Source organism: Nonomuraea sediminis, from assembly GCF_018531495.1.
In the GTDB taxonomy this organism is placed as follows: Bacteria; Actinomycetota; Actinomycetes; order Streptosporangiales; family Streptosporangiaceae; genus Nonomuraea; species Nonomuraea sediminis.
In genome coordinates this window covers 29683-53429 of sequence record NZ_JAHDTI010000025.1, presented here as the reverse complement: position 1 = coordinate 53429, position 23747 = coordinate 29683, and the positions used below count along the sequence as shown (strand labels likewise).

Genomic DNA, 23747 nt, shown 5'->3' with positions numbered 1-23747 from the left:
GGCGTGGCCGACGCCGTCGTCGGCCACCGTCTCGGCGAGGTCATCATTGAGGACCCTCACGTGATCGAGCTCAGCGGATCAGCGATCCACCCTGCTCTCATTACCGACAACAGCCCTGAGGCAGAGGTGATCGGCACCGTCTTCACACTCACCGATGACCAGTTGGCCCAGGCCGATGACTACGAGGTGGATGCATACCGCCGCGTCGAGGTACCGCTGCGGTCCGGGCGCACTGCCTGGGTTTACGCGCTCAACTGAGCTCAGGGATCAATCACCTGGTCGCGCGGGCGACCAGGTGGTGTGGTCCCGAAGCTGGTCCGTCTCGACGCTGACGCATCGCGAGACCGCTGTACGGCGCCGCGGCCTGCGCACCGACCGGGAGAACGTCCGGCTGCGCCGTCCGCTGATGCAGGCCCTGGATCGGATGTGGAGCCGTGCCCAGGCCGAGGGCACCGTACGCCCCAACCTCACCAGCGGCGACTTCGCCCTACTCCTGGCCCGGGTGCTGCGCCCGCTGCCCAACCTCCTGGAGGATCTTCGGCTATGCGTCGAACTGATGGCCGACGTGCTGTCGGCGACGTCGGACTATCAGAGGCTCGCGCTGATCGAGCTGTACGAGGTGCACGCCGAGGTCGTGCTTCCCCAGGTGGTCGCCTATCTACGCCGAGCCGGCGTAGTAGAAAGGATTCCGCTACTTCGGACAGCGCCATATCGAAATAGAGGCAGCGCACAGCGTGCATGAGGAATCAACAACAAGCCTCCTCGACGACGTCACGCTCGACGATGCCGAATACCTGGCGCTGGTGGCAGCCGCAAACGACTCCATGCTGAAGATCTTCGGCGCCGAAGCCAAGATCCTGCGCAGGGCCGCCACAGGCGAGTACTACGAAAAGCAGGCCACAGCGATCCTCGGAGCATGACCAGAGCCGGAGATTTCGGCGCGTATAGCCCCCCGCAGGCCATACACCAACCGGATGGTTCCGGAAATGGTCACGCTCCGCTACCTGGCGGTTCAGGCCACCTTCGGAAGAAGGGGGCCGGACCGCCCGCGCCGCCCGGGAGGCCTGGTCGACTACGCCATGCTCCCGGCGAGCCCGTGCCGCATCGCGATCGGCTGCGGGGTGCGGGCTCCGGCGACCTCGCATAATCAGGTGTCGCCTATTCGATGGTGCTTCTGAGGCTGTCAGTTATCACTCACGGTGGTCATTGCCTGGGGCATAGCCGCTCCAGGCGTTCTTGACTTCGGAGGTCAGCCCATGTCGCCGGGGGCATCTCGCGGAGCGTGTAGTGCTTGCGCGTCGGGTATGCCGGAGCAGGGACTGGGTGGCGGTGGAGACGCGAGAGTAGACGATCCGCACCGCGGCTCCTCAGGGCTGCACTTTCGGGGGCGTGGGCCGAGTGTCCGCTCCCCGCATGCTCCGTGCCGTAGGCCGTTACTTCACGACCCGGAACCGCAGGTGCGTGACCGCGTCGGAGGCGACCACCTGCGTGCGCATGAACTCGATGTGGCCAAGGTCTTCCAGCAGCCGGCTTCCAGAGCCCAGCACGACCGGCACCAGGTTGATCAGCAACTCATCCAGCAGTCCGCCACGCAGGAACTGCCGTCCTGTCTGGGCACCCATCACGATCACGTCTTTGTCTCCGGCCGCGTCCTGCGCGGCCTTCAGGGCGGCCTCGATGCCGTCGGTGATGAAGGTGAACGTCGCGCTTTTCATGACGAGTTCGTCGCGGGTCTGGTGGGTGAGCACGAATGTCGGTGCCGGATAAGGGGTGTCCTGCCAGTGCGGGAGGCCGACGTCGAACGTGCGCCTGCCGACCACGACCGCGCCGACTGAAGCGGACATCGTAGCGAGGACCTCCTTGTCTCGCGGGTCGGGCTGGTCGGTGAACATCCACTCGTGCAGTCGCATGCCGCCCTTACCCATGGGATGCTCCGCACCGATGTCTGGACCGGCGACGAAGCCGTCCAATGACATGCTCTTGCACAGCACCACGGCACCCATTGAGACCTCCTGAACGTTGTCCTCAGGAGTTAGACCACCCGGCCTCTCACAACTCATCGGCGCAGAGTGGCAGCGGACTCCGCAAGGTAAGTCCGGAATCCGCAAAGTCTGTTGAGCATCAGGAGGGCGACAGTGGTCGGCGTCAAGTCTTGTCAGTCGCTCACCGTAGTTCTCCCCGCTCGGCATCCTGGCAGGCAGTGACGACCGACTACGGGAAGGCCTTCCTGGCGTTCGTCCGCGACCCGCGGTAAGCCTGTCGTCGTGTTGCTTACCGGATGCGTGATTCATCCTGCTTCATCCGGTGGGCATAGTTTTGGGGCATGGCGCTGCAACTTCTTCAGGTGAATTTCAAGGCTCGAGATGACTCGGCGCTGGGCCGGTTCTGGGCGGAGGCGCTCGGCTGGGGTGTTTCCAGCGAGGGACCCGGTGTGACCAGCGTTAAACCCGTAGGTTTCGTGTGGCCGGACCCCTCCGCCGTCTGCGTCGATGTCGTCGCCGTCCCGGACCCCGAAACGGTGAAGTACCGCGTGCACCTCGATCTCGCCGCCACCTCTGCGGCCCATCAGGCGGAGTTGGTCGCGCGTCTGAAGGAGCTCGGTGCGACGCCCGCCGATGTGGGCCAGGGCGACGTCCCGTGGACGGTTCTGGCCGATCCGGAGGGCAACGTGTTCTGCGTGCTGGAGCCTCGGGAGATCTACCGGGACACCGGGCCGATCGCCGCGGTGGTGGTCGACTGCGCGGACCCGCGGGTCATGGCCCGGTTCTGGGGCGAGGCGATGGACTGGACCCTGCACGAGGTGAGCGACGATCACGCGACGCTGCGCTCCGCCAAGGGGGTCGGGCCGTATCTGGAGTTCCTCCGCACGCCCGGCGTGCCGACCGTGTGGAACCGCGTCCATCTCGACCTGCTGCCGTACCGCGGTGACGATCAAGCGGCGGAGGTGGCCCGGCTGCAGGCCCTCGGCGCGAGGCTGGCCGATGTGGGCCAGGGAGACGTCCCGTGGGTCGTCCTCGCCGACCCGGAGGGCAACGAGTTCTGCGTCCTCGGTCGTGCCTGACGCGGAGCCTCCCCGCCTTCGGGCAAGCCCCTCGACGTTGTACTTGATTTCCAGACGCCTGAGGGCGACCGGATACAGGCGGGATCTTGCCGTTCAGGAATTCCTAGATCCGGGGGGTATGGAGGACTCAGGTGGCGACAGATCTTCGACTGGGGCCGCTGATCTGCCGACGGCGTTGAGAAATCGTGTGCCCCAATCTCTCAGGTGATCGACGAACTCCGGCGGTTCGATCACGTCGAATTCGGCGCCGACATTGCCCAGCGCCTGGGTTGGCCAGTCCAGGCTGGTGGACACCATCGTGAGCCGGCAGCGGTCCCCGTCGACCGGTTCGATGACGCCCCACTGGCCGACCATCCGGCGTATGTGTTCGGCGGGCGCATGGACCAACACGACGACCGTGTGGGCTCTGGGAATCTGTGCCGAGGCGCGCACGAACGCGGCGGCGTCCCCGCCGGGCAGAGGCCGCTGCCGGAAGCGGGCTCCGATATTGCGTGGCTGGGTCAGCCGGTCGAGGCGGAAGCTGCGCCAGTCGTGCCTGGCCAGGTCGTAGGCCACCAGGTACCACCGGCCGCCGAGCGCCACGAGGCGATGAGGTTCCACCTCGCGCTCGGTCTGCGAGCCGCCGCGCGCGGTGTAGTGGAAGCACAGCCGTTCCTGGTCCCGGCAGGACTGGGCGATCGCGGTCAGCACCTCCGCGGGGACGACCGGTCCGGCGGGCGTCGCGGAGACGGTCATCGCGCGCACCGCGTTCACCCGGGCGCGTAGGCGAGTTGGGAGGACCTGCACCACTTTGGTCAACGCGCGCACCGCTGCCTCTTCCATGCCCGCGATTCCGCTCTGCGCGGCGTCGCCCATGCCGACCGCCAGTGCGACCCCTTCCTCGTCGTCGAGCAGCAGCGGCGGCAGCACAGCCCCGGGCGCGAGCTGGTAGCCGCCGTCGGTGCCCCGGGAGGCCTGCACCGGATAACCGAGCTCACGCAGCCGGTCGACGTCCCGGCGCAGAGTGCGTTCGGAGACCCCGAGGCGATCGGCCAGATCGGCGCCGGACCAGTGGCGGTGCGTCTGCAGCAGCGACAGCAGCGTGAGCGTGCGGGAACTGGTGTTGGCCATGTCACCATCATCCCTGCACTTCCGGTCAAAAACTGGCCGGAAGTCTGAATAGGGTCGTCACCATGATGACTCGCGAGATTCAGTTGACCGCCCAGATCGCAGCTGTCCCCGGACCCGAGCACTTCACCGTCACTGAGACGCAGATCGACGGCGAGGTCGTGGTCCGCACCGACTACCTGGGCCTTGCCGCTACCTACCTCGAACTCATGCGGCCCGACTGCCACCTTCCAATCCCGGCGTGGCAGCCGGGTCAGCGGGTCGGCGTCATGGCGATCGGCACTGTTCTGCGTTCGGCCAGCCCGGAGCTGAAAGAAGGCGACCTGGTCCAGTCGATGAGCGGTTGGAGCACGCACTCGGCGGGCCCGGCCGCTTCCTACGTCAAGCTGGACCCGGATGCCTACCCCGACCCGAGCTACCACCTGGGCCAGGGGCCGACCGCCTACTACGGCGTCGCGGATGTGGCCAAGGTCGGCCAGGGCGACACCGTGTTCGTCTCCGGCGCGGCCGGAGGCGTCGGCTCATTGGCCGGGCAGATCGCCCGCAACCTGGGCGCCAAGAAGGTCATCGGCAGCGCAGGCAGCCAGGCCAAGGCGGACTACCTCGTCAACGAGCTCGGCTTCGACGCCGCCTTCGACTACCACCACGACCCGGTCGCCGCGCTCAAGGAGCTGGCTCCGGAGAGCATCACCGTCTTCTTCGACACCGTCGGCGGGGCGCTGTACGACGCCGCGCTCGAGGTCGCCGCGCCAGGCGCGCGGTTCGCCCTGTGCGGATCGCTGTCCACCCAGCTGGGCGCCGCACCCGACCGCTTCCCCGAGCCCGACCCGGCCGCCGCCCAGACCAGGCAGGTCGAGCTGCTGCCGTTCTCCTGCTACCACACGCCCGACCAGATCGCCGCCTGGCACCACCACTTCCGCACAGCGCTGGTACAGAGTCGATTCGTGTATCCGCGGACCGTGGTCGAAACCGGCATCGACGGCGTGCCCAACGCCTTTCTGTCCATGCTCCGGGGCGACTACCGAGGCAACGTCTCGGTACGGCTGGCATGATCACCCTGTCCCGGCGCACCCTCAACCGAGCTCTGCTCCAGCGCCAGTTCCTGCTGGAGCGCACCAACCGGACGCCCCTGGAGGTGATCGGCCACCTGGTCGCCATGCAGGCACAGGAGCCGAACTGGCCCTACGTCGGCCTGTGGACCCGGATCCGCCGATTCACCCACGCCGAACTCACCGCCCTGCTCGCCGACCGGCGGGTGGTGCGTTCCGGCTTCCTGCGCAGCACGATGCACCTCGCCGCAGCCGACGACTTCCGCCGGCTTCGGCCCGTGCTGCAGCCCGTCCTGAACCGAACCGCCGACTCGGCGTACTTCCGGCGTAACAACGCCGGACTTGACACCGAAACGCTGATGGCCGACGGACGCGCACTGCTGGAGAACGGACCACTGTCCCGAAAGGAACTCGCCAGACACCTCGCGGCCCGCCACCTCGGCCGCGACAGCAGGATTCTCGCCGGTGAAATCGAACTGCGCACCCCACTCATCCACGACCCAGCCACCGCATCCTGGGGCGGCTGGAGCAACCGATCATCGATCACCGTCACGGCCGCCCCGGTCGACGGCGCCCACCCCACCGCCATCCACGAACTGATTCGCCGCTACCTGGCCGCCTTCGGACCCGCCACCGTGGCAGACGTCCAGGCCTGGTGCGGCCTGACCCGGCTGGACCAGATCATCCCGGAGATGGGCACCGAACTGCGGCACTACACCGGCCCGGACGGACAGCAACTCCTCGACCTGCCCGACACCCCGCTACCTGACCCCGACACTCCCGCCCCGGCGCGGCTGCTTCCCGCCTACGACAACGCTCTCCTGGGCCACGCCGACCGCAGCCGCATCATCGCCGACGCCGACCGCAAACACGTGACCCCCGGACAGGCCATGGTCCGCCCCACCCTCCTCGTCGACGGCTACGTCCGCGGCACCTGGTCCTTCACCGCAGGCGAGGTACGGCTGACGCCTTTCCGACCCCTCTCGGCAACCGAACAACAAGCAGTCGACCATGAGATCACCCAGCTGCTGCCCTTCCTGTCGCACAGCTTGACGGGCTGCTGAACGCGACGATCAGACCGCAGCGATCCAACGCGAGGCCGAGCGGTCGGCGGGTCGTGTTCACTGCTCGAACATGATCATGAATTGATGTTCCGTTAGAGGAACGCTCGACGAGCACGGCTCTGCGCCTGCCGAAAACTCCGTCCACGCAGTTCAAGCGGCATGTGAGTACTCGTGGAGAACCCCGCCGAGCCGATCTCGTCGGCGAATGTTCAGGTCGTCGATTCGCTTCGGATCGGCGATCGGATCTGGGACAGTACGCAGTGGTGCCGCCTGAGCCCGGGCTTGGTGGGCTCGGTGCTCGTTGTAGAACTGTTCAACTCGCGCAGGGCGTGCCGCAGGCGACGTTCGTTCCAGATCAGGCAGCGGTCCAGCAGCTCGCGCCGGCACGACTGCACCCACCGCTCGATGACCGCGTTCATGCGCGGCATCCGGATACCGGTGAGCATGGTCTGGATGCGGCGTCGGCAAGGATCTCGTCGATGAGGGCCGGGAACTTGGCGTCCCGGTCTCGGATCAGGTAGCGCGCCCGGCAGCCCGCATCCTCCAGATCCGTCACGAGATTCTTGATCGCCTGGATGACCCAGCTGGCGTTCGGGTGCGCGGTGGTGCCCAGCACGCGGGCGCGCCTGGTGACCTGCTCGATGACCGCCAGGATGTACTGGCGCTGCCCGTTCAAAGTGATGGTCTCGATGAAATCGCAGGCCAGCAGGGCGTCGGCTTGCGAGCGCAGGAAGTCGGCCCATGTGGTGGACGCCCGATCGGGTGCCGGTTCAAGCCCTTCCTGGTTGACGATCTCCCAGACCGTGCACGGTGCGATCTTGATGAGCTCTCCGTGCAGCCGCCGATATCCTGTGGTGGATTTTCGCGAACCAGGCGCAAGATAGGGACACGGATGGAGCGGACCGTCAGCGGGCGCCCAGGCCGACTCGGCCGGCTGACACGGGCATGACGCCGTTTCATCAGATCACAGTGCCAGCGCAAGACGGTATCCGGCCGGACAATGAGCCGCAGCCGGCGCAGGACCTCGCGCGGCAGCGATGCCAGGAGCGCGGCGAGAAACGCTCGGTCCTCGGGAGCGAATCTCACTCTGGTATCGGCACCGAGCTACCGCTCCAGAACTGGGATCTGGTGACGCAGGGCGAGAATCTCGATCGCCCATCGGCAGCAACCGCAGCGCGGTGAAGGTGACAGCGAGATAGGCCAGACGAAGGAGCACGGCCGATCATCCTGCCGCACGCGTCTCCCTCTCCTGGCGGCCGAGGCTCGCGCACGCCACACAGAACCCCCCAAGGCCATGACCTGGGTGGATGTAATTGTCGGCAGGCGCAGAGTTGAAGACGCGTATCGTGAAGGAATTGCGATCGATACAGCGGATCATAAGCTCCAGGTCGGCATAGTCGGCACGCCTGCGCACATTAACCTGCGGACCTAACGTTTAAAGGTGCCTTGACCACCCGCAAGGCCGCCGCCGATGCCGAGTCCACCGGCGACGATCGACCCGATGATCTCACCACGCATACCCCAGAAGTTAATGACCGTGGTCGCAGTCCAGTAGGTTACCTGGAACCGTGCATCCCACCCGATGATCTTCTCGATCGGGTAGTTGAACCACGCGGTACCCCACGTCGCCTGCCCACCCAGCGCAATTCCCCCGGCGACCCCGCTGAAGATGTAGTCGGTATCCAGGAACCAGATGTCAAGGTCAACAGTGAAGAATCCACCCATTAACACTCGGACGGTATATTTCGACTGCTCTGTAGCCGCCAGAGACTCCTTGACCGGGTCGGACACTTTTTCTGGGAACTCTTGAGCGATCTCCAGAGTCTTCGCCGTCAGGGACCGAAGCGTCTCCCTCGCAATTACCGAATGGGCCTCGACTAATGACAGTTCGCGCGGGTCGGGTGCCTCATCGGCTGGAGAAGACATGGAAATCCTCGCTATCGCACTTCGATTAGGCATAACCGACGAGTTCATCCAGCGCCGACCCGCACATAAGATGTCAGCACCAAATGACTCGAAAACAGATTCCTCAACACCTTGGGGGAATCCATGCTCTGCTCATATCAGTGCTTGAATACGTCAAGCATGACGCGCCGGACGGATTCTCGCAATAATATTGGCATACCTAGTGCAAGGGAATAATATCGGCCTCGATCGTTCACGTCAATGAGATTTCAGGTGTGCGCCTGCCGAAAATTCCGTCCATGCAGGTCAAGCAGTATGTGAGTACTCGTGGAGGACGCCGCCGAGCCGGTCTTGGCGGCGTACATTCAGGTGGATGATTCGCTCTGGATCCGTGAATGGATCGGGGGTGGTGCGCAGCGGGGCTGCTTGGCCCAGGGCCTGATGGGCGCGGTGCTGGTTGTAGAACCGTTCGTATTCGCGTAGGGCATGCCGCATGTGGCGTTCGTTCCACAGTAGGCAGCGGTCGAGGAGTTCGTGGCGGCACGACTGCACCCATCGCTCCATGATTGAGTTCATTCGCGGCACCCAGATACTAGTGAGCACGGATCTTTACGTCGGCGAGGATGCCGTCCATGAGAGCGGGGAACTTCGCATCCCGGTCTCGGATCAGCTAGCGGGCTCGGCAGCCCGCATCTTCGAGTTCCATCACGAGATCCTTCATGGCCTGGATGACCCAAGTGGCGGGCGGGGGAGTGGTGGTGCCAAGCACGCAGACGTGCCTGGTGGTGTGCTCGATGACGGCCAGGATGAATTGGCGCTGGCCGTTGAGGGTGATGGTCTCGATGAAGTCGCAGGCCAGCAGGGCGTCGGCTTGCGATCGCAGGAAGTCGGCCCATGTGCTGGAGGCCCGCTGGGGTGCCGGATCGAGATCTTCCTGCTTGGGGATCTCTCAGACGGTGGAGGGCGCAACCTTGATGCCGAGCGTGGCGAGCTCTCCGCGTATCCGCCGGTAGCCCCAGGCGGGATTCTCCTGGACCAGGCGCAGGACGGGAAGCCGTAGCCGGCGTAGGACCTCGCGGGGCAGCGATGTCAGGAGCGCGGCGACAAAAGCTCGGTCTTCCGGGCCGAATCTCACTCTGGTTTCATCGCCGAGTTGCCGTTCGAGGGCGAGAATCTCGACGTCCTTGTCCCGATCGCCCATCGGCAGCAGCCGCAGCGCGGCGAAGGCGTTGGTAATGGTCAGATAGGCCAGGCGAAGGAGCATGGCCGATCATCATGCCGCACGTGTTGCTTTGCCTGGTGCCGGAACTGGTGCACGCCACGCCAAGCCCAACATGCTCGTGACCTGGGCGGATGTAATTATCGGCAGGCGCAGTGCCCGCGCGGGTGCGGGGGACGCGGGTCCCCCGCACCCGGAGTCCTACATCAGCGGCACCGCCCGGTTCAGGGCGGGCGGGGCCACCGGCCCCTGCCGCAGGTAGGCCCGCATGGCCTCGTAGTCGCGGTTGCCGCGCACGGCGTCGGTGTACCCGGCGAAGGCGGGGTAGCCGTCGGCGCCGATCAGCGTGTAGGCCAGCGCGGCGAGCCGGTAGGTCCTGCCGGTGTCGAGCGGCTGCCCGTTCACGATCACGTCGGCGGGGTTGACCCGGTCCCCGACGGGCCGGTTCGCGGAGTAGGAGAAGCGGACGTTCTTGGACACGGCCAGCGGCGCGAACTTCACGGTGCCGTTGGCCTGCGTCTGCCACTGCTGCTCCAGGGCCTGCTCGAGCTGCGAGCCCTTGACCGAGACCGTGAGCACCGGGTTGGCGTAACCCCACGCCGCCCACGACTCGCCCATGAGCACCTGCCCGTCGCTGTCGGCGGGGTTCGTGCCCTTGGCGAACAGCAGGTCGCCGCGCAGGGAGTTGGAGCCCTTGGTCGGGGCGACGGCCACCATGGCCAGGTCGGCCTTGCCGCCCTCGGTCCGCTGCGAGTCGAAGTAGGCCACGTCGGCCACGGTGTTGCCGAGCGTGCTCTGCCCCGTCGCGTCGCGGGTCCTGGTGAGGTCGCCGGTGATGGTCCCGTACGGCTTGGCGTAGGTCTCCTTCTGCTTGGCGTTCCAGTGGTCGACCAGCTTCACCATGGCGGGGTCGGGGGTGACGTCGCGGGTCACGGGGTGGTTGACCGCGGTGGTCTCGGACCTGATGACGTCGCGGGTACGGTGGTCGAGCTTCAGGTTGATCTCGTTGATGAGGCGGCCGTGGTTGGCGGCCTCGACGACCGGGCGGGGGTTACCCGCCGGGTCGGGTAGCGAGCAGGTGAAGTACCAGTGCCAGTGGCCCGTGACGATGACGTCGATGTCGGGCGAGGCGTTGGCGGCGAAGTCCCAGATCGGCCCGTTCTTCTGGTCGGCGCAGCCGTTGTAGTCGTCTCCGGCCTTGCCGCCCTCGTGCACGTTGGCGACGATGGCCTTGACGCCGCGCCGCTTGAGGATGGCGGCGTACTTGTTGGCCGTCTCCACCAGCGGCAGGTTGTCCAGTGACGGCTGGTAGGAGGTGGAGCCGTCCACCGTGGTGGGCGTGGTCAGGTTGATGAACCCGACGGGGATGCCCTGGAAGCGCTTGATCACGTACGGCGGGAGCACCGGCCGGGTGTCGCCCTTCCGCGTGATGTTGGCCGTCGAGATGGCGAAGTCGGCGCCGTGGAACTGCCGCCCGTCGGAGTCGGTGAAGCAGCTGTCGACCCCGATCTCGCCGAAGCACTCGCCCTCGCCCATGTGGTCGCGCAGGAACTCCAGCGACCGGTCGAGCTCGTGGTTGCCCACGGTCGTGAAGTCGAGCTTGATCTTGTTGAGGAACTCGATCGTCGGCTCGTCGGCGTGGTAGGACACCTCGGTCGGCCAGCCGCTGAAGTTGTCACCGGCCGAGAACGTGACCGTGTTCTCATGGCCTTGCCGGAGCTTGTCCAGATGCGTCGCCACGTACGGCGCGCCGCCCACCACCAGGGTGTTCCCTTGCGGATCCTTGATCGTCCCGTCGGTGGCGTTGTTCTGCGGGGTGATGTAGCCGTGGAAGTCGGTGAGGGACAGCAGTTGCACGTCCACAGGCTTCGGGTCGGCCAGTGCCGGTGAGGCGGAGGAGGCCAGAGTGACGCCTAAGGCGACGACGATCCACTTGCGAAGGGAATGCACACATACTCCTCGATAGGGGGATACAACGGGAGAAAAGACTGGTGGATCAGCCCTTCGAGCCGGTGAACGCGATCCCGGCGATCAGCTGTCGCTGCATGACTACGAAAAGAACGATCACGGGCAGCGAGGCGACGACGGACCCGGCGAAGAGGATCGGGTAATTGGTCAGGTACTGGCCGCGCAGCGAGGCCAGCCCGGCGGAGAGCGTCATCATCTCCGGGTCGGTGTTGACCACCAGCGGCCAGAGCAGGCTGCTCCAGGACCACATGACGGTCAGCAGCCCGAGCGCCAGCAGCCCGGGCCGCACCAGCGGCAGCATGATCCACCAGTAGATCTGCAGCGGGTTGGCGCCGTCCAGGCGCGCCGCCTCGTCCAGTTCCCTGGGCAGCGTCTTGAAGAACTGCCGCAGCAGGAACGTGCCGAAGGCCCCGAAGACCCCGGGGGCGATGAGCGCCTGGAGGGTGTTGAGCCAGCCGAGCCCCTGCATGATCTCGTACCGGGGCAGCAGGAACAGCTCTCCCGGCACCATCAGCACGGCCAGGAACAGCATGAAGATCGGCCCGCGCCCGGGGAAGTCCAGCCGCGCGAAGGCGAAGGCCGCGAGCGAGCAGAGCAGCAGCTGCCCGGCCGTCACCGCCGCCGTGACGATCACGGTGTTGAGGAACTGCCGCCCGAGCGGCACGGTCCTGAACACGTCGGCGAAGTTGTGCCACTGCCAGGAGGGGACCGGCGTGGGCGGCACCCGCATCGACTCGGTGACCGTCTGCAGCGAGACCACGAGCTGCCAGACGAACGGCGTGATCATGATCAGCCCACCGGCGAGCAGGACCGCGTGCACGATCCAGCGCCTACTCATAGTGGACCCACCGCCTCTGCAGCCTGAACTGGAGGGCGGTCAGCGCGAGGATCAGGGCCAGCAGCACGACCGCGATCGCGGCTGCGTAGCCGCGGCTGTTCTGCACGAAGCCCTGCTCGTAGAAGAGGTAGACGATCGTACGGCTCCCCGCCATCGCCGGGCTCTTGGTGTCGATCATGAGGTAGACCAGGTCGAACACCTGCAGAGCGTTGATCAGCGTGATCACCATGACGAAGAACGTGGTGGGCGTGAGCAGCGGCAGCGTGATGCGGAAGAACTGCCGCATCCTGCCCGCGCCATCGATCGCGGCGGCCTCGTAATAGTGCTTCGGGATCCCCTGCAGCCCGGCCAGGAACAGCACGGCGTTGTACCCGAGCGAGCTCCAGATCCCGACCACCGCGATGGCGTAGATCGCGAACTCGGGGTCGGAGACCCAGTAGGGCCCGTCGATCCCGATCTCGCCGAGCAGGTAGTTGATCAGGCCGAAGTCGCCGTTGTACAGGTAGCGCCAGGTCAGGCCGACGGCCGCGGGCATGGTGACCACGGGCAGGAAGTACAGCGTGCGGTAGAAACCGAGCCCGCGCAGCCCCGGCACGTTGAGCAGCGCCGCGATCACGATCGCCAGCGGCACCCCGATGAGCACGAGCACGGAGTAGAGCAGCGTGTTGCGCAACGCGCCGAGCATCTCCTCGTCGCCGAAGAGGGCGGCGAAGTTGTCGAGCCCCACCCACGTCTGCCCGCCGAACACGCCCGACTCGGTGAAGCTCAGGTAGAGCGTCTGGACGATCGGCCACAGGTAGAACACGGCCAGCCCGAGGGCCATGGGCGCGATCAGCCCGTAACCCCAGAGCCAGTCGCGGCGCGGCCGCCGCCCCGGCCGGGCCGCCGCCTTGACGGCGGCCCGTTCCTCGGTCAGCAGCATCCGCTACTCCTTGGCCAGGATCTCGTTCATCTGCGCGGCGATCTCCCTGGCCGCGTCCGCGGTCGGCCGCTTGCCCGCCCACGCCTCGGCGAGGAGCTTGTTCTGCACGTCCTGCCACTTGGCGGTGTTCAGGGAGACGGGGTACGGCACGCCGTGCGGGATCGAGGCGTCGAACGCCTCCTTCAGGTGGTAGTTCGGGAAGGCGTTGAACCAGCCGTCCTGGGTGCCCGCCCGCGAGGAGACCGAGGCGCCGCCGGTGTCGCTGAGGATCTTCTCGGCCTCCTCGGAGGAGAGGAACGTGGCGAACTGCGCGCTCTCAACCGGGTGCTCGCTCTTGGCCGAGACGGCGTTGGCCAGGCCGAGCAGGATGACGGCCTCCTGCGCCGGCCCCTTGGGCAGGGGCGCCACGTCGACCTTGTCGCCGCGCTCGGTGTTGGCCTTGAACGCGGTGGCGAGCCAGGAGCCGCCGTAGTACATGGCGTACTTGCCGGTCATGAACAGCTGGATGGGATCGGTGTCGGTCGTCGCCTGGGCGGGCGGGGCGACCTTGTCCTTGTTGATCATGTCGGTCCAGAACTCCAGGCCCTGGATGGAGCCGGGCTCGTCGAAGCCCGACTTCTTGCCGTCGGCGGAGATGACGTGGCCGCCGGCCTGGATCATCGTGGGGTAGAAGCCACCCTGGTCCCACATGGGGGCCAGCAGGCCGTACTGCTTCTTGGCCGGGTCGGTCAGCTTCTTGGCGGCGGCCCTGAGGTCGTCCCAGGTCCAGTCGGCGGTCGGGTACTTGACGCCGGCCTTGTCGAAGAGCTCCTTGTCGTACCAGAGCACGGGGAGGCCGACGTCGCGCGGCATGCCGTACAGCTTGCCGTCGTAGCGGTAGCCGTCCACGATCGCCTGCGGGAAGGAGCTGACGTCGGCGTTCGCGATGGGGGCGAGCACGCCGCCCTTGGCGTACAGGCGGACGTTGAGGCTGTTCATCCAGAAGACGTCGGGGGCCGCGCCGCCGGTGGCGGCGGTCTGGAGCTTGGTCCAGTACTGGTCCCAGGGGGTGATCTCCAGCTTGACCGTGACGTCGGGGTGCTGCTTCTGGAAGGCGTCGATGATTTTCTGGGTGCTGGCTTGGTCGTTCTTCTCCCAAATCGCGTAGTTGATCGTGATTTTTCCGGACTTGGTGGTGGTGTCGGTGCCGGAGCCACAACCGGCCAGGGTCACGGCCAGGGTGGCGACCAATGCCATACGCAGACGCACGGGGGGTTCCTTCTCTCTGGAAGCGTCGGGGGTGGTGGTCAGGGTCTCGATCGCGAGGGATCGGCGCGGAGGGCGGCGCTCCGCTCAGAATTCGGTGTTGGTGAAGCCGGTCCGCGCCACGACATCGCTGTATCCGTTGACGTCGAAGTCCTCGGCGTAGAAGAGGTGGAAGCCGGTGGCGTCGGCGGCGACGGCGGTGGCCGACTGGCTGCCGGCCGTGTTCGGGTTCATGCGCTCGCAGGGGAACCGGCCGGCCGTCGTCCCGTCGGCGTTGAAGCCGCGGGCGTACACCTCGAAGGAACGGCCGGCGTTCCAGATGTCGGACTCGGTCCAGCCGACGACGAACCGTCCGCTGTCGTCGACGGCGACGGACGGCGATCCCTGGACCGCGCACCTGTCCACCGACGACACCCTCCCGCACAGCGGCGGGTACTCCTTGCCGCCGTCGGAGACCGTGTTCGGTGCGTACTTCCCGAACGCGACGGGGTTCTCCGCGAACCTCGATCCCAGGGAGGGCGTCAGACCTCGCGTCCGCACCCGCCAGACGGTCTTCACGTCGCCTCCGGTGACCGCCACGTTGTCGCTCCAGGCGACGACGCTGTCGCCGCCCGCCGTCGTCGCCACCGCGGGAGCCAGGTGCTCGGTGGCCGCGTTGGTGTTGATCTTCGTGGCGGCGGCGACGGTCGCGCCGGTCGCCGAGACGCGCTTGCCGTACACGTCGGGCGCCTGCTGCCAGACCACGGTCGCGGTGCCGGCGCCGTCGACGGCCACGTCCGGGCGGTCGCCCGCGCCCACCTGGACCGGCGCGAAGGCACGCGAGGTCAGCGAGGCGTAGCCGGCCGCGCGGACGGTCTTGGTCGGCGCGTCCTCCCAGACCACCGTGAACCCGCCGTCGCCCCGGACCGCGATCCTCGGTCGGGTCTGGTCGCCGCTCCACTGCGGGTCGTTCGCCCAGATCGTCGAGCTCAGCGTGCCCGACGGGGAGAGCCTGCGCACCGCGATGTTGTGCTCGCCCCGGCAGTCGCCGTCCTCGGCCCAGGCGACGTAGGCGTTGCCCGTGTCGTCGACGCCGGCCGACGGCTGCACGTGGTTCCAGCCGGTCGCGCACCCGGCCCCGCCCATCGAGACCTTCACGGGGCCGGTCACCGGCTGCCCGTCGTGGTAGATGCGCGCGTAGACCTCGGTGCCGTCCACCGAGGCACGATCACGGTCGTCCTCCCAGGCCACGGCCGTGTAGCCGGCGCGCATGGCGGCCGCCCTCGGCGCCCGCTGGTCGTCGGGGCCATTGGCGGCCATCTGGAGCGCGGCGTCCGGATAGGCGGAGGGGACGAACTTGATCATCTCGTCCAGCATCGCGGCGAAGTCCGCGTCGTACGCCGCGTAGATCCCCGCGTCGTCGATACGGAGGAAGGAGTCGTCCGAGGCGGTCAGGGAGCCGGCGTTGAGGTTGTGGGAGCCGGTGTAGACGTAGCGCCGCGTCGCGCCGCCCGCCGCCGCCGACGGCCCGTCCACCAGGATGATCTTCGAGTGGAGGTTGTCGGGCGCGCAGGTGTCCCCGGCCGGATAGTGGCAGCCGCCGGGCCTGAAGGTGTGCACCACGATGCCGCCCTTGGCGAGTTCCTGGGCGGTCGAGACCGTCTGGTTGCCCTCGGCGACGAGCACCTGGACGCCGCACCCCTGCTGCTTCTTCGCCTTGAGCGCGTCGATGACGGCCGGCCTGTCCGTGGCGAACTGCGACTGCGCCACGCGGATCGTGCCGGGGCAGCCCACGTCCTTGATCATGGCCGCGACCAGGTCGGCGTCGCCGTAGGCGGACTGGTCGTAGGCGGTGTCGCGGGGCTCCATCCACACCGTGACCTTGCCGCTGGAGGAGGTGAAGGGCGCCTTCCAGGTCGTCCGCACCCGGGAGACCAGCGTGTCGAACACCTGCCGGTAGCCCGCGGCCAGCCCGGCGTCGCCCGAGCTGATCAGCATGTTCTGGTGGAGGGAGTTGTCGGCGCTGAGGTTCTGCGAGCTCTGCGCGACCACGTCGGTCCTGCCGTCTGTGAGGCGGCTGAACACGAAGAACTTGTGGTGGTTGATGTCGGTGTCCGGGCCGTTGCAGCCCATGGTGCAGAGCGTGACCGGCACGCCGGCGGCGGCCAACTCGTCGAGCAGCGGGTCGTGACCGGACCCCTCGGACACCACCCGTACGTCGACGCCGCGATCGTGCGCCGCCACGAGCTCGTCCTTGACGGTCCTGATCTCCAGCACGTACGTCGCCACGCGCAGAGTGGAACCCGGCGCGGCCAGGTCGATCAGGCCCAGCAACCGCGTCAGCAGGGAGCCGTCGAGCGTGCCGTCGACGCTCGGCCTGCTGAAGTACGCCGACAGCTCGGGAGTCGCCGCACGGGCCGGGGTGATCACGCCGAGCAGGCAGGATAAGCCGATGAGGATGACGGACAGGCGTCTGGTCATGCGTGCCTCTCTCCACTGAGGTTTCGTCGGATGCCGCGGGTCCAGGCCGCCACCTCGGCCTCGGTCTCCGCCCGCTCGCGCGGCCAGCCCTTGACGTCCGGCCGCGTCTGCCACGGCTCGGGGCCGGTCTCCTTGCGGTACTCCACGCCCAGCGCGGCGAGCCGGAGCTCGTGGTGGTGCAGCCGCGCTCGGAAGTCGTCGAAGTCGCCGCCCGCGGGGCTCCACACGACCTCGGCGAAGGCCGACAGGCGGGGGAAGGCCATGTAGTCGAGCGCGCGAGGCGAGTCGATGTGCTCGGTCCAGAGGTTCGCCTGCGCGCCGAGCACGCGGACGGCCTCGGCCTCCGTGAGCTCCGGCGGCACCGGTTCGAAGGCGTGGACGTCGCGCAGCGAGATCACGCTACCGATCGGGACCGGCTCGTCGGGCCGGTCCGACTGCCGGAAGTCGAGGTAGAGCTGGGTGAACGGGCACGTGATCACGTCGTGCCCGGCCCTGGCCGCCACGACCGCGCCGTACGTGCCGCGCCAGGACGCCACGGTCGCACCCGGCGGCAGGCCGCCCTCGATGATCTCGTCCCAGCCCAGCAGGCGTCGCCCGCGCGCGGTCAGATGGTCGGAGAACTGGCGGATGAACCAGCTCTGCAGCTCGTCCTCGTCGCGCAGGCCGAGCTCGCGGATGCGCCGCTGGGCCGACGGGCTCTCCCGCCACTGCGTCTTGGGGCACTCGTCGCCGCCCACGCAGACGTACTCGCCGGGGAAGATCTCCATGACCTGGTCGAGCACGTCCCGGTAGAAGGCGAGCGTGGCGTCCTCGACGTTGAGCACGTTCGGGGAGACGCCCCACTGGGTGGCGACCTCCAGCGGGTCGTCGAGGTTGCCCAGCTCCGGATAGGCGGCGATGGCGGCCTGGGAGTGCCCGGGCAGCTCGATCTCGGGCACCACGGTGACGAACCGGTCCGCCGCGTACGACACGATCTCGCGCAGGTCGTCCTGGGTGTAGAAGCCGCCGTGCGGGCGGCCGTCGAACAGGCCCTGCCGGCGGGACCCCAGCGGGCTCTCCCTCCGCCAGGCGCCGACCTCGGTCAGCTTCGGGTACCCCTTCACCTCGAACCGCCAGCCCTGATCGTCGGTCAGGTGCAGGTGCAGCACGTTGAGCTTGTGCGCGGCCAGCAGGTCGATGTACCGCAGCAGGTCGGGCTTGGGCAGGAAGTGCCTGGCCACGTCGATGAGGCAGCCGCGCCACCGGAATCTCGGCCGGTCCTCGACGGTGACCGGGGCGACGAGCCAGTCCCGCTCGCCGACCGCGCCGCTGCGGAAGGCCGCGGGCGGCAGCAGCTGGCGCAGGGTCTGCGCGCCGTAGAACGCCCCCGCCGCGTCCCCCGCTTCGATGCGCACCCCGCCGGGGCGCACGGTCAGGCGGTACGCTTCATGGCCGAGCCCGGCCGCCAGGGTGAACTCGATCGCCCCGGGCCGCGCCTCTCCGGGCGGCAGCGGCAGGCCGGTCACGGGGAACAGCACGCCACGCAGCCAGCCTTCCACCCGCGCGAGCTCGGGGGGTGCGGCGATCACTGTGGCCGTGGTGAGGGTGAAGGGCTCCGTGCCGTCTCGGGTGAGGTGAACGGGTCGTGGCAGCAGCAAGTCAGGTCCCTGAGGGGTCGGAGGTCGGGGTTCGGCGATTGTGTCGCCGTGCGGGCTGGGCGGGCTTGCGTTGCGGTGGCGTACCGCCCCGATGAGGATTTATGATGAAGTCCACCATTAAGGTTCGTCAAGAAGGGTTATCCGTGACGCACTCCGTGACTGGCGGCGACCTTCAGCGGCTCCGGCGGCTCAACGCGCTCTCCGCGCTCGCCGCCCTGCGCGCCGGCGGCCCGATGACGCTGACCAAGCTCGCCGAGCGCGCCGACCTGGCCAGAGCCACCATCAAGGTGGTGGTCAGCGACCTGATGGAGCTGGGCTGGGTGGCCCAGATGGATCCGAGCGGCGGCGAGAAGGGCAGGCCCGCGCGCCGCTACCGGTTCCGCGGGGAAGCGGGCCGAGTGCTGGGGCTCGACATAGGAGCGCACAAGGTGCTCGCGGTCGTGGCCGACCTCGACGGCAACGTCCTGCACACCACGCGCGAGCCGGTCACTCCCGAGCAGCCGCGCGCCGAGCGGCTGGCCGCCGTCGACAGGGCCGTCGACGCCTGCCTGACCGGCTCGGGCACCTCCGCCTCCGACGTCTGGATCGCGGTCGCGGGCAGCACGGGCTACGTCGACCTGCAAGGACGCGTCGTCCTGTCACGGGCCATCCAGGACTGGTCGAGCGTGCCGCTGGCCGATCACGTCGGCGCGCGGCTGGGCTGCGCGGTCCTCGTGGAGAACGACAGCCGGCTCGCCGCACTCGCCGAGTGCCGCAGGGGCATCGCCCGCGACACCCGGAATCTGATCTTCCTGCACGTCGGCAGGCGGGCCGGGGCCGCCGTCGTGCTCGACGGGGTCCCCCTGCGCGGCGGCGGGGGAGCGGCGGGCGAGATCGGCGTGCACCCGCTGTTCAACCTCGGTCACGTGGGCGAGCTCCTGCAGGCCGTCCCCGCCGTGGAACCCGGCACGCCGCCCGACGCGGTCGCGGGGGCGGTGTTCGAGGCCGCCAGGCGCGGCGACGCCGGCGCGCGCGGCGCCGTCCTGCGGTACGTCAAGGTGCTCGCGCTGGCCACCTCCGCGATGGCCCTCACCGTCGATCCCGACCTGGTGGTGCTCGGCGGGGGCTTCTCCCGGTCGGCCGACGTGCTCCTGGAGCCGCTGAGGGGCGAACTGGAGACGATGTGCCTGCGCACTCCAGAGCTGCGGGCTTCGGTGCTCGGCGACGAGTGCGTGGCGGTCGGCGCTGTCTGTTACGGCGTCGAGCGCCTGTCCAAGACGCTCTTCAACCCCGAGACCGGCCCGTTGCCCGCGGATACCCCTCCATCATTAATGGTTTAGTTCACCAAATATCGGGAGCGTGCGTGGAGGACGGCTGGTTGTGACTTCAGGTGCCGGGCGCCCACGTAGGCGCGGCTGAGTTCGGCGTGCCGCGCACGGGCTTGACGCCGAGTCCACCGCCGCCCTCGTCAACACCGCAGCCGGAGGCGCCCAGACAGCACGGCTGATCACCCTGCCGACCCACATCGGAGACACCACCACCTGAACCACCGACCCCAGGCAGGCCCGCCGATCCTCCGGCGGGCCTGCTTCATGCCCACGAGCCTGATGCGGGCGATGCCCGTTGTAGTGATCGAGATATTCATTCAGGGCCGAGCCAGATGTCCACGACCGGGCGGGTCCGATCGATCGCACAAGGTGAATTTCGGCCTCAGGACAGTTTCGCTTCGGGGGCGAAGGCGGGCAGCTTCTCGAGACTGCTGCGCACGGCCTCGGCGCCGTACTCGAACATCTGCCGCTCGTAGTCCTCGACCGCGCTGCGCAGATTCTGGCGGCCTTCGTTGGCCTCGATCAGGCAGCGGCGCAGCAGGTCGGCATCGCGCAGCGCGGTGTTCGCGCCGTTGCCGCCGGTCGGGGAGGTGGCGTGGATCGCGTCGCCGAGCAGCGTGACCGGGCCGGACGCCCAGCGCTCACCGGGCTTGACCACCCGGATGGACAGCAGCGTGCTGTTGTCCGGGTCGGCCTGCTCGATCAGCGCGCGCAGCTCCGGGTGCCAACCTTCCATCCTGGACAGCACGGCATCCTGCGCGGTCACGTCCTCCAGCGAGCCGTTCGGCGGCAGGATCATGGCCCAGCGTACGTAGTCGCCGATGTCGGGCAGCGTGACTTCGGGGGCCAGTTGCTCGGCGGCCTGCTTCGGCGGGGTACGGAAGCGCATCGCGCCGAGCAGCAGGCTGACGCCGTCGCCCGTGATCTTCGAGCCGTAGGCCTTGGACAGGCTGGCGAACTCGTCGGTCAGTGGGGTGCGGCCGATGACGAACCGGACGCCGGTGTCTGTCGGGGTGGTCTGCGGTGACAACACCCCGCGGACTGCGGAGGTGACGCCGTCCGCGCCGACGAGCAGGTCGGCGGTGGCCGGGTCGCGGCGGGCGAACTGGGCTTGGACATTGCCGTCGGCCAGCACGTCGTAGCCGGTCAGCGCGGCATCGGTGTGCATGGTGAGGCCGGTCAGCAACAGGTGTCGCAGCACCTGCCGGTCGACCACGATGCCGGTCCGGGCCGCGCCGAGCTTGCCGATCTCGTTCATCTGCGGGTCCAGGATCAGCTGCTCGGCGGAGGCATCCATGACGATCTCGTCCAGCAGCGGGTGCCAGCGCGTCGGCAGGCAGTTGCGCACCGCCTGGAAACCGACCGGGTTCAGCACGAGCCGGTAGCCCTGGAACCGTGCGACGATCCCCGGATCGCGCTCGAACACGTCGGTCTCGATCCCGGCACCACGAAGACCCTGCGCGAGAGCCAGACCTCCCAGACCGGCTCCGACAACGGAAACGCGCATCACACACCTCCAGGACATCGATGCGAACTTAGTTCGTTCTGACGATCTAAGTTCTACCCCAACGAACTTAGATCGTGTCAAGTTATGGTGGTTGGCATGTCCGCCGATCCCCGCCAACGCCGCGCAGCTCGCCACGCCCAACCCGCAGCGGAGGCTGCCACGTCGGCACCACGCAAGAAGCCGATCAACGTCGAACGGATCACCGACGCCGCCCTGGAAGTCGTCGCCACCGAGGGGTATGACGCGCTGACCATCCGCCGGGTCGCCGCCATGCTCGGCGCCGGCCCGTCGTCGCTGTACGCGCACATCGTCAACAAGGACGACATCGACGATCTGCTGATCGGCAGGCTCTACGCCGAGATCGTGCTCCCCGAACCGGACCCGGCTGCCTGGCGCGAGCAGTTGCTCGGGGTGTACACGCAGATCCGCGACCTGTACCTGAAATACCCCGGAGTCTCGCGCGCCGCGCTGGCCATGGTGTCGACCAACCTGGAAACGCTGCGGGTCGGCGAAGGAATCCTGGCGATCCTGCTCGCGGGCGGCATCGAACCGAGGACGGCCGGATGGGCCCGCGACGCGCTGTCCCGCTATGTCAGCGCCTATGCACTGGAGCAGTCGCTGGTCCAGCAACGGCGCCAGCATCAGGATCAGGAATGGGTGCTCAGCGACGAGGAGTTGCTAGACCGCTTCACCGGACTGCCTGACGAGAAGTTCCCGCAGACTCGACGCCATGCCGCCGAGCTGATCTCCGGCACCGGACACGACCGCTTCGAGTTCGCCCTCGGCCTGCTCATGAACAATCTGCGGCCCGCATCCGGTTGACCTGCGGCGTGCGGTGGCCACATGGTGCCGAGACGATCACAAATCGCATCATGAGGCGCGCGCTGGTCGTCGGTGGAACCGGCAGGCTCTCGGGTGTCGTCGCCGAACGCGTCCGCGACGGCTGGTACGTGGTCACCCCGTCCCGCCGTGACGCGTCACCAGCCGCCACCCACCCGAACCAGCAAGATCACCCGCTTGGATCGCGCGGGCCGTACCAGGAAGACGATCACCAGCCAGGCAGCGGCTCCGAGCAGCCCAAACTCAACACAAGATCGACTCATGGTGGCTCATGGGTTCACCTTGGCTGCCCTGGAACGAACGCCGAGTATGCGGAGTTCTCCAACCAGTACCGAGCCCATCAAGCCCTGGACCAGGCGGCTCCACTACGCGCCGTCCCGGATCCGATCATCGATCCAGCCAGAATCGTCGACCTGGATGTACGCCGAGGAGACCGGCTCAGCGGCGTCCTCCACGAATACTCACATGCCGCTTGAACTGCGTGGACGGGGTTTTCGGCAGGTGCAGCACTCAAGGTGGATGTCCTGCCCGCCGACTGGATCCGGATTCGGCCGGTAGAACAGCCGGCAGGCACAGACCTCTGACCCACTGCCTCGCCGACTGGACGCGGCCTACTGGGCGTTGTTCTGCAATGCGGAGATGGTTTCGCGGAGTGCGTCTGTGGTCGAGGTGGGTCTGCGGCCGAATGCCTTCTGCGCTGCGCTGGAGTCCAGCACGAAGGGGTGGTCGAACTGGTAGCGCATTTCGGGGAGCTGTCGGGCCGCGACGTTGAACAGGCCTACCGCCCTTAGCAGAGTGTTCGGCATAGGGCTGATTCGTGCTTTGGGCGTGCCGGCCACGGTTGCCGCCATTTCAGCCAGTTCACGAATGGAAACAGGCGGCGGGGTCGGAACGTGCCAGGGGCGGCCCCAGCTGGATTCGTCGGCCGCGACGTCGATCAGGGTGCGGGCCACATCGCCGGTGTAGGTCCAGCTGTGGGGGGCGTCTATGTCGGCGGGAACAAGGGCGCGCCGGCCACGTAGAAGGGCGGGCAGGACCATCATGGTGAAGGGCGTTGAGGCGCGGGCTCCAAGGTAGTCCGACCCGCGGACCTCGGCTGTGCGGATCCGTCCGGCCTGGTGTGCGGCGAGTTGCTCGGCCCATAGTCCGGCTCGGACGCGGCCTTTTTCGGAATTGGGGCGTGCGGGCAGATCCTCGGTCATCGGACCGCTTACCAGGCCGTAGCCGTAGAGGTTCCCAACGCTGACCAGGACGGCGCCGCTTGCCTCGGCGGCACGTATGGCACTCTCGATCAGCGGGGGGAACTCGGTCGTCCAGAGATGGTAGGGCGGGCCGGCGCACTGGTAGAGCGCGCTGGCGTCGGCGGTCAAGGGTGTCAGTACGGCCGGGTCGGATGCCTCGGCCTGAACCCGCTCGATGCCAGGGTGGTCGGGGCCGCCTCCGTTGAGCGTTATCAGGCGTACCTGCTCGCCCTGCTCAGCCAGTATCAGCGCGGTGGTGGAGCCGATCGGTCCGGCTCCCAGGACAACGTGCGAAGTCATAGGGCACTCCATTGAGAGAACAGTGTTCTCTCGCACTGTAGAGAGCACGCCGATCCAAGTCAAGAACAGCATTCTCT

The 23747-nt window shown here is 67.7% G+C and carries 24 protein-coding genes; 9 read left to right on the top strand and 15 right to left on the bottom strand.

Annotated elements, in window-relative coordinates; genetic code table 11:
- The 3 genes from KIK09_RS54955 to KIK09_RS54945 all read left to right on the top strand — a co-directional run.
- Positions 1 to 258: gamma-glutamylcyclotransferase family protein (locus KIK09_RS54955; RefSeq protein ID WP_214327580.1), on the top strand; the 258-nt coding region annotated here is incomplete at its 5' end.
- Positions 259 to 295: 37 nt separating this feature from the next.
- The gene (locus KIK09_RS54950; protein ID WP_214323680.1) at positions 296 to 742 is read left to right on the top strand and encodes a hypothetical protein; all 447 of its coding nucleotides are present in this window, start codon (positions 296 to 298) and stop codon (positions 740 to 742) included.
- Complete coding sequence (locus tag KIK09_RS54945) at positions 735 to 920, top strand: hypothetical protein (protein WP_214323679.1); 186 nt, start codon at positions 735 to 737, stop codon at positions 918 to 920. The genes KIK09_RS54950 and KIK09_RS54945 overlap by 8 nt, the downstream gene beginning before the upstream one ends.
- 513 nt (positions 921 to 1433) lie before the next feature.
- Here KIK09_RS54945 and KIK09_RS54940 read toward each other — a convergent pair.
- The gene (locus KIK09_RS54940) at positions 1434 to 2003 is read right to left on the bottom strand and encodes a dihydrofolate reductase family protein (protein WP_214323678.1); all 570 of its coding nucleotides are present in this window, start codon (positions 2001 to 2003) and stop codon (positions 1434 to 1436) included.
- A gap of 320 nt (positions 2004 to 2323) precedes the next feature.
- Here KIK09_RS54940 and KIK09_RS54935 point away from each other — a divergent pair, with 320 nt between their 5' ends.
- Complete coding sequence (locus KIK09_RS54935) at positions 2324 to 3061, top strand: VOC family protein (protein ID WP_214323677.1); 738 nt, start codon at positions 2324 to 2326, stop codon at positions 3059 to 3061.
- A gap of 93 nt (positions 3062 to 3154) precedes the next feature.
- Here the strand turns inward: KIK09_RS54935 and KIK09_RS54930 are convergent, their stop codons facing one another.
- Positions 3155 to 4171, bottom strand: a complete 1017-nt coding sequence (locus KIK09_RS54930; RefSeq protein WP_214323676.1) for a helix-turn-helix transcriptional regulator — start codon at positions 4169 to 4171, stop codon at positions 3155 to 3157.
- A 62-nt stretch (positions 4172 to 4233) separates the two neighbouring features.
- Between KIK09_RS54930 and KIK09_RS54925 the strand changes: the two genes are divergently transcribed.
- Together KIK09_RS54925 and KIK09_RS54920 are read left to right on the top strand one after the other, a co-directional pair.
- The gene (locus KIK09_RS54925) at positions 4234 to 5220 is read left to right on the top strand and encodes an MDR family NADP-dependent oxidoreductase (protein ID WP_214323675.1); all 987 of its coding nucleotides are present in this window, start codon (positions 4234 to 4236) and stop codon (positions 5218 to 5220) included.
- Positions 5217 to 6281, top strand: a complete 1065-nt coding sequence (locus tag KIK09_RS54920) for a winged helix DNA-binding domain-containing protein (protein ID WP_214323674.1) — start codon at positions 5217 to 5219, stop codon at positions 6279 to 6281. The genes KIK09_RS54925 and KIK09_RS54920 overlap by 4 nt, the downstream gene beginning before the upstream one ends.
- A 209-nt stretch (positions 6282 to 6490) precedes the next feature.
- Here KIK09_RS54920 and KIK09_RS54915 read toward each other — a convergent pair whose 3' ends face one another.
- The 11 genes from KIK09_RS54915 to KIK09_RS54865 all read right to left on the bottom strand — a co-directional run bounded on the left by KIK09_RS54915 (position 6491) and on the right by KIK09_RS54865 (position 18475).
- Positions 6491 to 6700, bottom strand: coding sequence for a hypothetical protein (locus KIK09_RS54915; RefSeq protein WP_214323673.1), 210 nt, complete (start codon positions 6698 to 6700; stop codon positions 6491 to 6493).
- Positions 6697 to 6957: a hypothetical protein gene (locus tag KIK09_RS54910; RefSeq protein ID WP_214323672.1), complete on the bottom strand. Its 261-nt coding sequence runs from the start codon at positions 6955 to 6957 to the stop codon at positions 6697 to 6699. Before KIK09_RS54910 ends, KIK09_RS54915 begins: the two co-directional genes overlap by 4 nt.
- Before the next feature lie 752 nt (positions 6958 to 7709).
- A complete protein-coding gene (locus tag KIK09_RS54905) occupies positions 7710 to 8207 on the bottom strand; it encodes a VapA/VapB family virulence-associated protein (RefSeq protein ID WP_214323671.1) in 498 nt (165 codons plus the stop codon).
- Positions 8208 to 8492: 285 nt separating this feature from the next.
- On the bottom strand, positions 8493 to 8762 hold the full coding sequence (locus KIK09_RS54900; RefSeq protein ID WP_214323670.1) for an integrase core domain-containing protein: 270 nt from the start codon (positions 8760 to 8762) through the stop codon (positions 8493 to 8495).
- A 373-nt stretch (positions 8763 to 9135) separates the two neighbouring features.
- Positions 9136 to 9450: a hypothetical protein gene (locus KIK09_RS54895; RefSeq protein WP_214323669.1), complete on the bottom strand. Its 315-nt coding sequence runs from the start codon at positions 9448 to 9450 to the stop codon at positions 9136 to 9138.
- Positions 9451 to 9606: 156 nt separating this feature from the next.
- Positions 9607 to 11355, bottom strand: coding sequence for a bifunctional metallophosphatase/5'-nucleotidase (locus tag KIK09_RS54890; RefSeq protein ID WP_214323668.1), 1749 nt, complete (start codon positions 11353 to 11355; stop codon positions 9607 to 9609).
- 46 nt (positions 11356 to 11401) lie between these two features.
- Positions 11402 to 12211, bottom strand: a complete 810-nt coding sequence (locus KIK09_RS54885) for a carbohydrate ABC transporter permease (protein WP_214323667.1) — start codon at positions 12209 to 12211, stop codon at positions 11402 to 11404.
- Positions 12204 to 13133 carry a carbohydrate ABC transporter permease gene (locus tag KIK09_RS54880; RefSeq protein ID WP_214323666.1) on the bottom strand — a complete coding sequence of 310 codons (930 nt, stop codon included), beginning with the start codon at positions 13131 to 13133 and terminating at the stop codon, positions 12204 to 12206. Before KIK09_RS54880 ends, KIK09_RS54885 begins: the two co-directional genes overlap by 8 nt.
- Before the next feature lie 3 nt (positions 13134 to 13136).
- The gene (locus KIK09_RS54875; RefSeq protein WP_214323665.1) at positions 13137 to 14381 is read right to left on the bottom strand and encodes an ABC transporter substrate-binding protein; all 1245 of its coding nucleotides are present in this window, start codon (positions 14379 to 14381) and stop codon (positions 13137 to 13139) included.
- A gap of 84 nt (positions 14382 to 14465) precedes the next feature.
- A complete protein-coding gene (locus KIK09_RS54870) occupies positions 14466 to 16838 on the bottom strand; it encodes a phospholipase D-like domain-containing protein (RefSeq protein ID WP_214323664.1) in 2373 nt (790 codons plus the stop codon).
- Complete coding sequence (locus KIK09_RS54865) at positions 16835 to 18475, bottom strand: beta-N-acetylhexosaminidase (protein ID WP_214323663.1); 1641 nt, start codon at positions 18473 to 18475, stop codon at positions 16835 to 16837. The genes KIK09_RS54870 and KIK09_RS54865 overlap by 4 nt, the downstream gene beginning before the upstream one ends.
- 143 nt (positions 18476 to 18618) lie before the next feature.
- On the opposite strand from KIK09_RS54865, the gene KIK09_RS54860 reads away from it, so the two are divergent.
- Positions 18619 to 19794 carry an ROK family protein gene (locus KIK09_RS54860; RefSeq protein WP_308164467.1) on the top strand — a complete coding sequence of 392 codons (1176 nt, stop codon included), beginning with the start codon at positions 18619 to 18621 and terminating at the stop codon, positions 19792 to 19794.
- Between the two features lie 370 nt (positions 19795 to 20164).
- Here the strand turns inward: KIK09_RS54860 and KIK09_RS54855 are convergent, their stop codons facing one another.
- Positions 20165 to 21289: an FAD-dependent oxidoreductase gene (locus tag KIK09_RS54855; protein WP_214323661.1), complete on the bottom strand. Its 1125-nt coding sequence runs from the start codon at positions 21287 to 21289 to the stop codon at positions 20165 to 20167.
- Positions 21290 to 21385: 96 nt separating this feature from the next.
- On the opposite strand from KIK09_RS54855, the gene KIK09_RS54850 reads away from it, so the two are divergent.
- Both KIK09_RS54850 and KIK09_RS54845 read left to right on the top strand, forming a co-directional pair.
- Entirely contained in the window at positions 21386 to 22111 is a 726-nt protein-coding gene (locus KIK09_RS54850; protein ID WP_214323660.1) for a TetR/AcrR family transcriptional regulator, read from the top strand.
- Between the two features lie 50 nt (positions 22112 to 22161).
- The gene (locus KIK09_RS54845; protein ID WP_214323659.1) at positions 22162 to 22605 is read left to right on the top strand and encodes a Rossmann-fold NAD(P)-binding domain-containing protein; all 444 of its coding nucleotides are present in this window, start codon (positions 22162 to 22164) and stop codon (positions 22603 to 22605) included.
- A 135-nt stretch (positions 22606 to 22740) separates the two neighbouring features.
- Here KIK09_RS54845 and KIK09_RS54840 read toward each other — a convergent pair whose 3' ends face one another.
- Positions 22741 to 23670 carry a Rossmann-fold NAD(P)-binding domain-containing protein gene (locus KIK09_RS54840; protein WP_214323658.1) on the bottom strand — a complete coding sequence of 310 codons (930 nt, stop codon included), beginning with the start codon at positions 23668 to 23670 and terminating at the stop codon, positions 22741 to 22743.
- Between the last annotated feature and the right edge of the window lie 77 nt (positions 23671 to 23747).

Coding starts and splice junctions, on each gene's coding strand:
- KIK09_RS54905 (WP_214323671.1), bottom strand. CDS start 8,207: ATGTCTTCTCCAGCCGATGAGGCACCCGACCCGCGCGAACTGTCATTA.
- KIK09_RS54920 (WP_214323674.1), top strand. CDS start 5,217: ATGATCACCCTGTCCCGGCGCACCCTCAACCGAGCTCTGCTCCAGCGC.
- KIK09_RS54895 (WP_214323669.1), bottom strand. CDS start 9,450: ATGCTCCTTCGCCTGGCCTATCTGACCATTACCAACGCCTTCGCCGCG.
- KIK09_RS54840 (WP_214323658.1), bottom strand. CDS start 23,670: ATGACTTCGCACGTTGTCCTGGGAGCCGGACCGATCGGCTCCACCACC.
- KIK09_RS54855 (WP_214323661.1), bottom strand. CDS start 21,289: ATGCGCGTTTCCGTTGTCGGAGCCGGTCTGGGAGGTCTGGCTCTCGCG.
- KIK09_RS54850 (WP_214323660.1), top strand. CDS start 21,386: ATGTCCGCCGATCCCCGCCAACGCCGCGCAGCTCGCCACGCCCAACCC.
- KIK09_RS54935 (WP_214323677.1), top strand. CDS start 2,324: ATGGCGCTGCAACTTCTTCAGGTGAATTTCAAGGCTCGAGATGACTCG.
- KIK09_RS54940 (WP_214323678.1), bottom strand. CDS start 2,003: ATGGGTGCCGTGGTGCTGTGCAAGAGCATGTCATTGGACGGCTTCGTC.
- KIK09_RS54870 (WP_214323664.1), bottom strand. CDS start 16,838: ATGACCAGACGCCTGTCCGTCATCCTCATCGGCTTATCCTGCCTGCTC.
- KIK09_RS54845 (WP_214323659.1), top strand. CDS start 22,162: ATGAGGCGCGCGCTGGTCGTCGGTGGAACCGGCAGGCTCTCGGGTGTC.
- KIK09_RS54885 (WP_214323667.1), bottom strand. CDS start 12,211: ATGAGTAGGCGCTGGATCGTGCACGCGGTCCTGCTCGCCGGTGGGCTG.
- KIK09_RS54915 (WP_214323673.1), bottom strand. CDS start 6,700: ATGAACGCGGTCATCGAGCGGTGGGTGCAGTCGTGCCGGCGCGAGCTG.
- KIK09_RS54925 (WP_214323675.1), top strand. CDS start 4,234: ATGATGACTCGCGAGATTCAGTTGACCGCCCAGATCGCAGCTGTCCCC.
- KIK09_RS54880 (WP_214323666.1), bottom strand. CDS start 13,133: ATGCTGCTGACCGAGGAACGGGCCGCCGTCAAGGCGGCGGCCCGGCCG.
- KIK09_RS54930 (WP_214323676.1), bottom strand. CDS start 4,171: ATGGCCAACACCAGTTCCCGCACGCTCACGCTGCTGTCGCTGCTGCAG.
- KIK09_RS54900 (WP_214323670.1), bottom strand. CDS start 8,762: ATGAACTCAATCATGGAGCGATGGGTGCAGTCGTGCCGCCACGAACTC.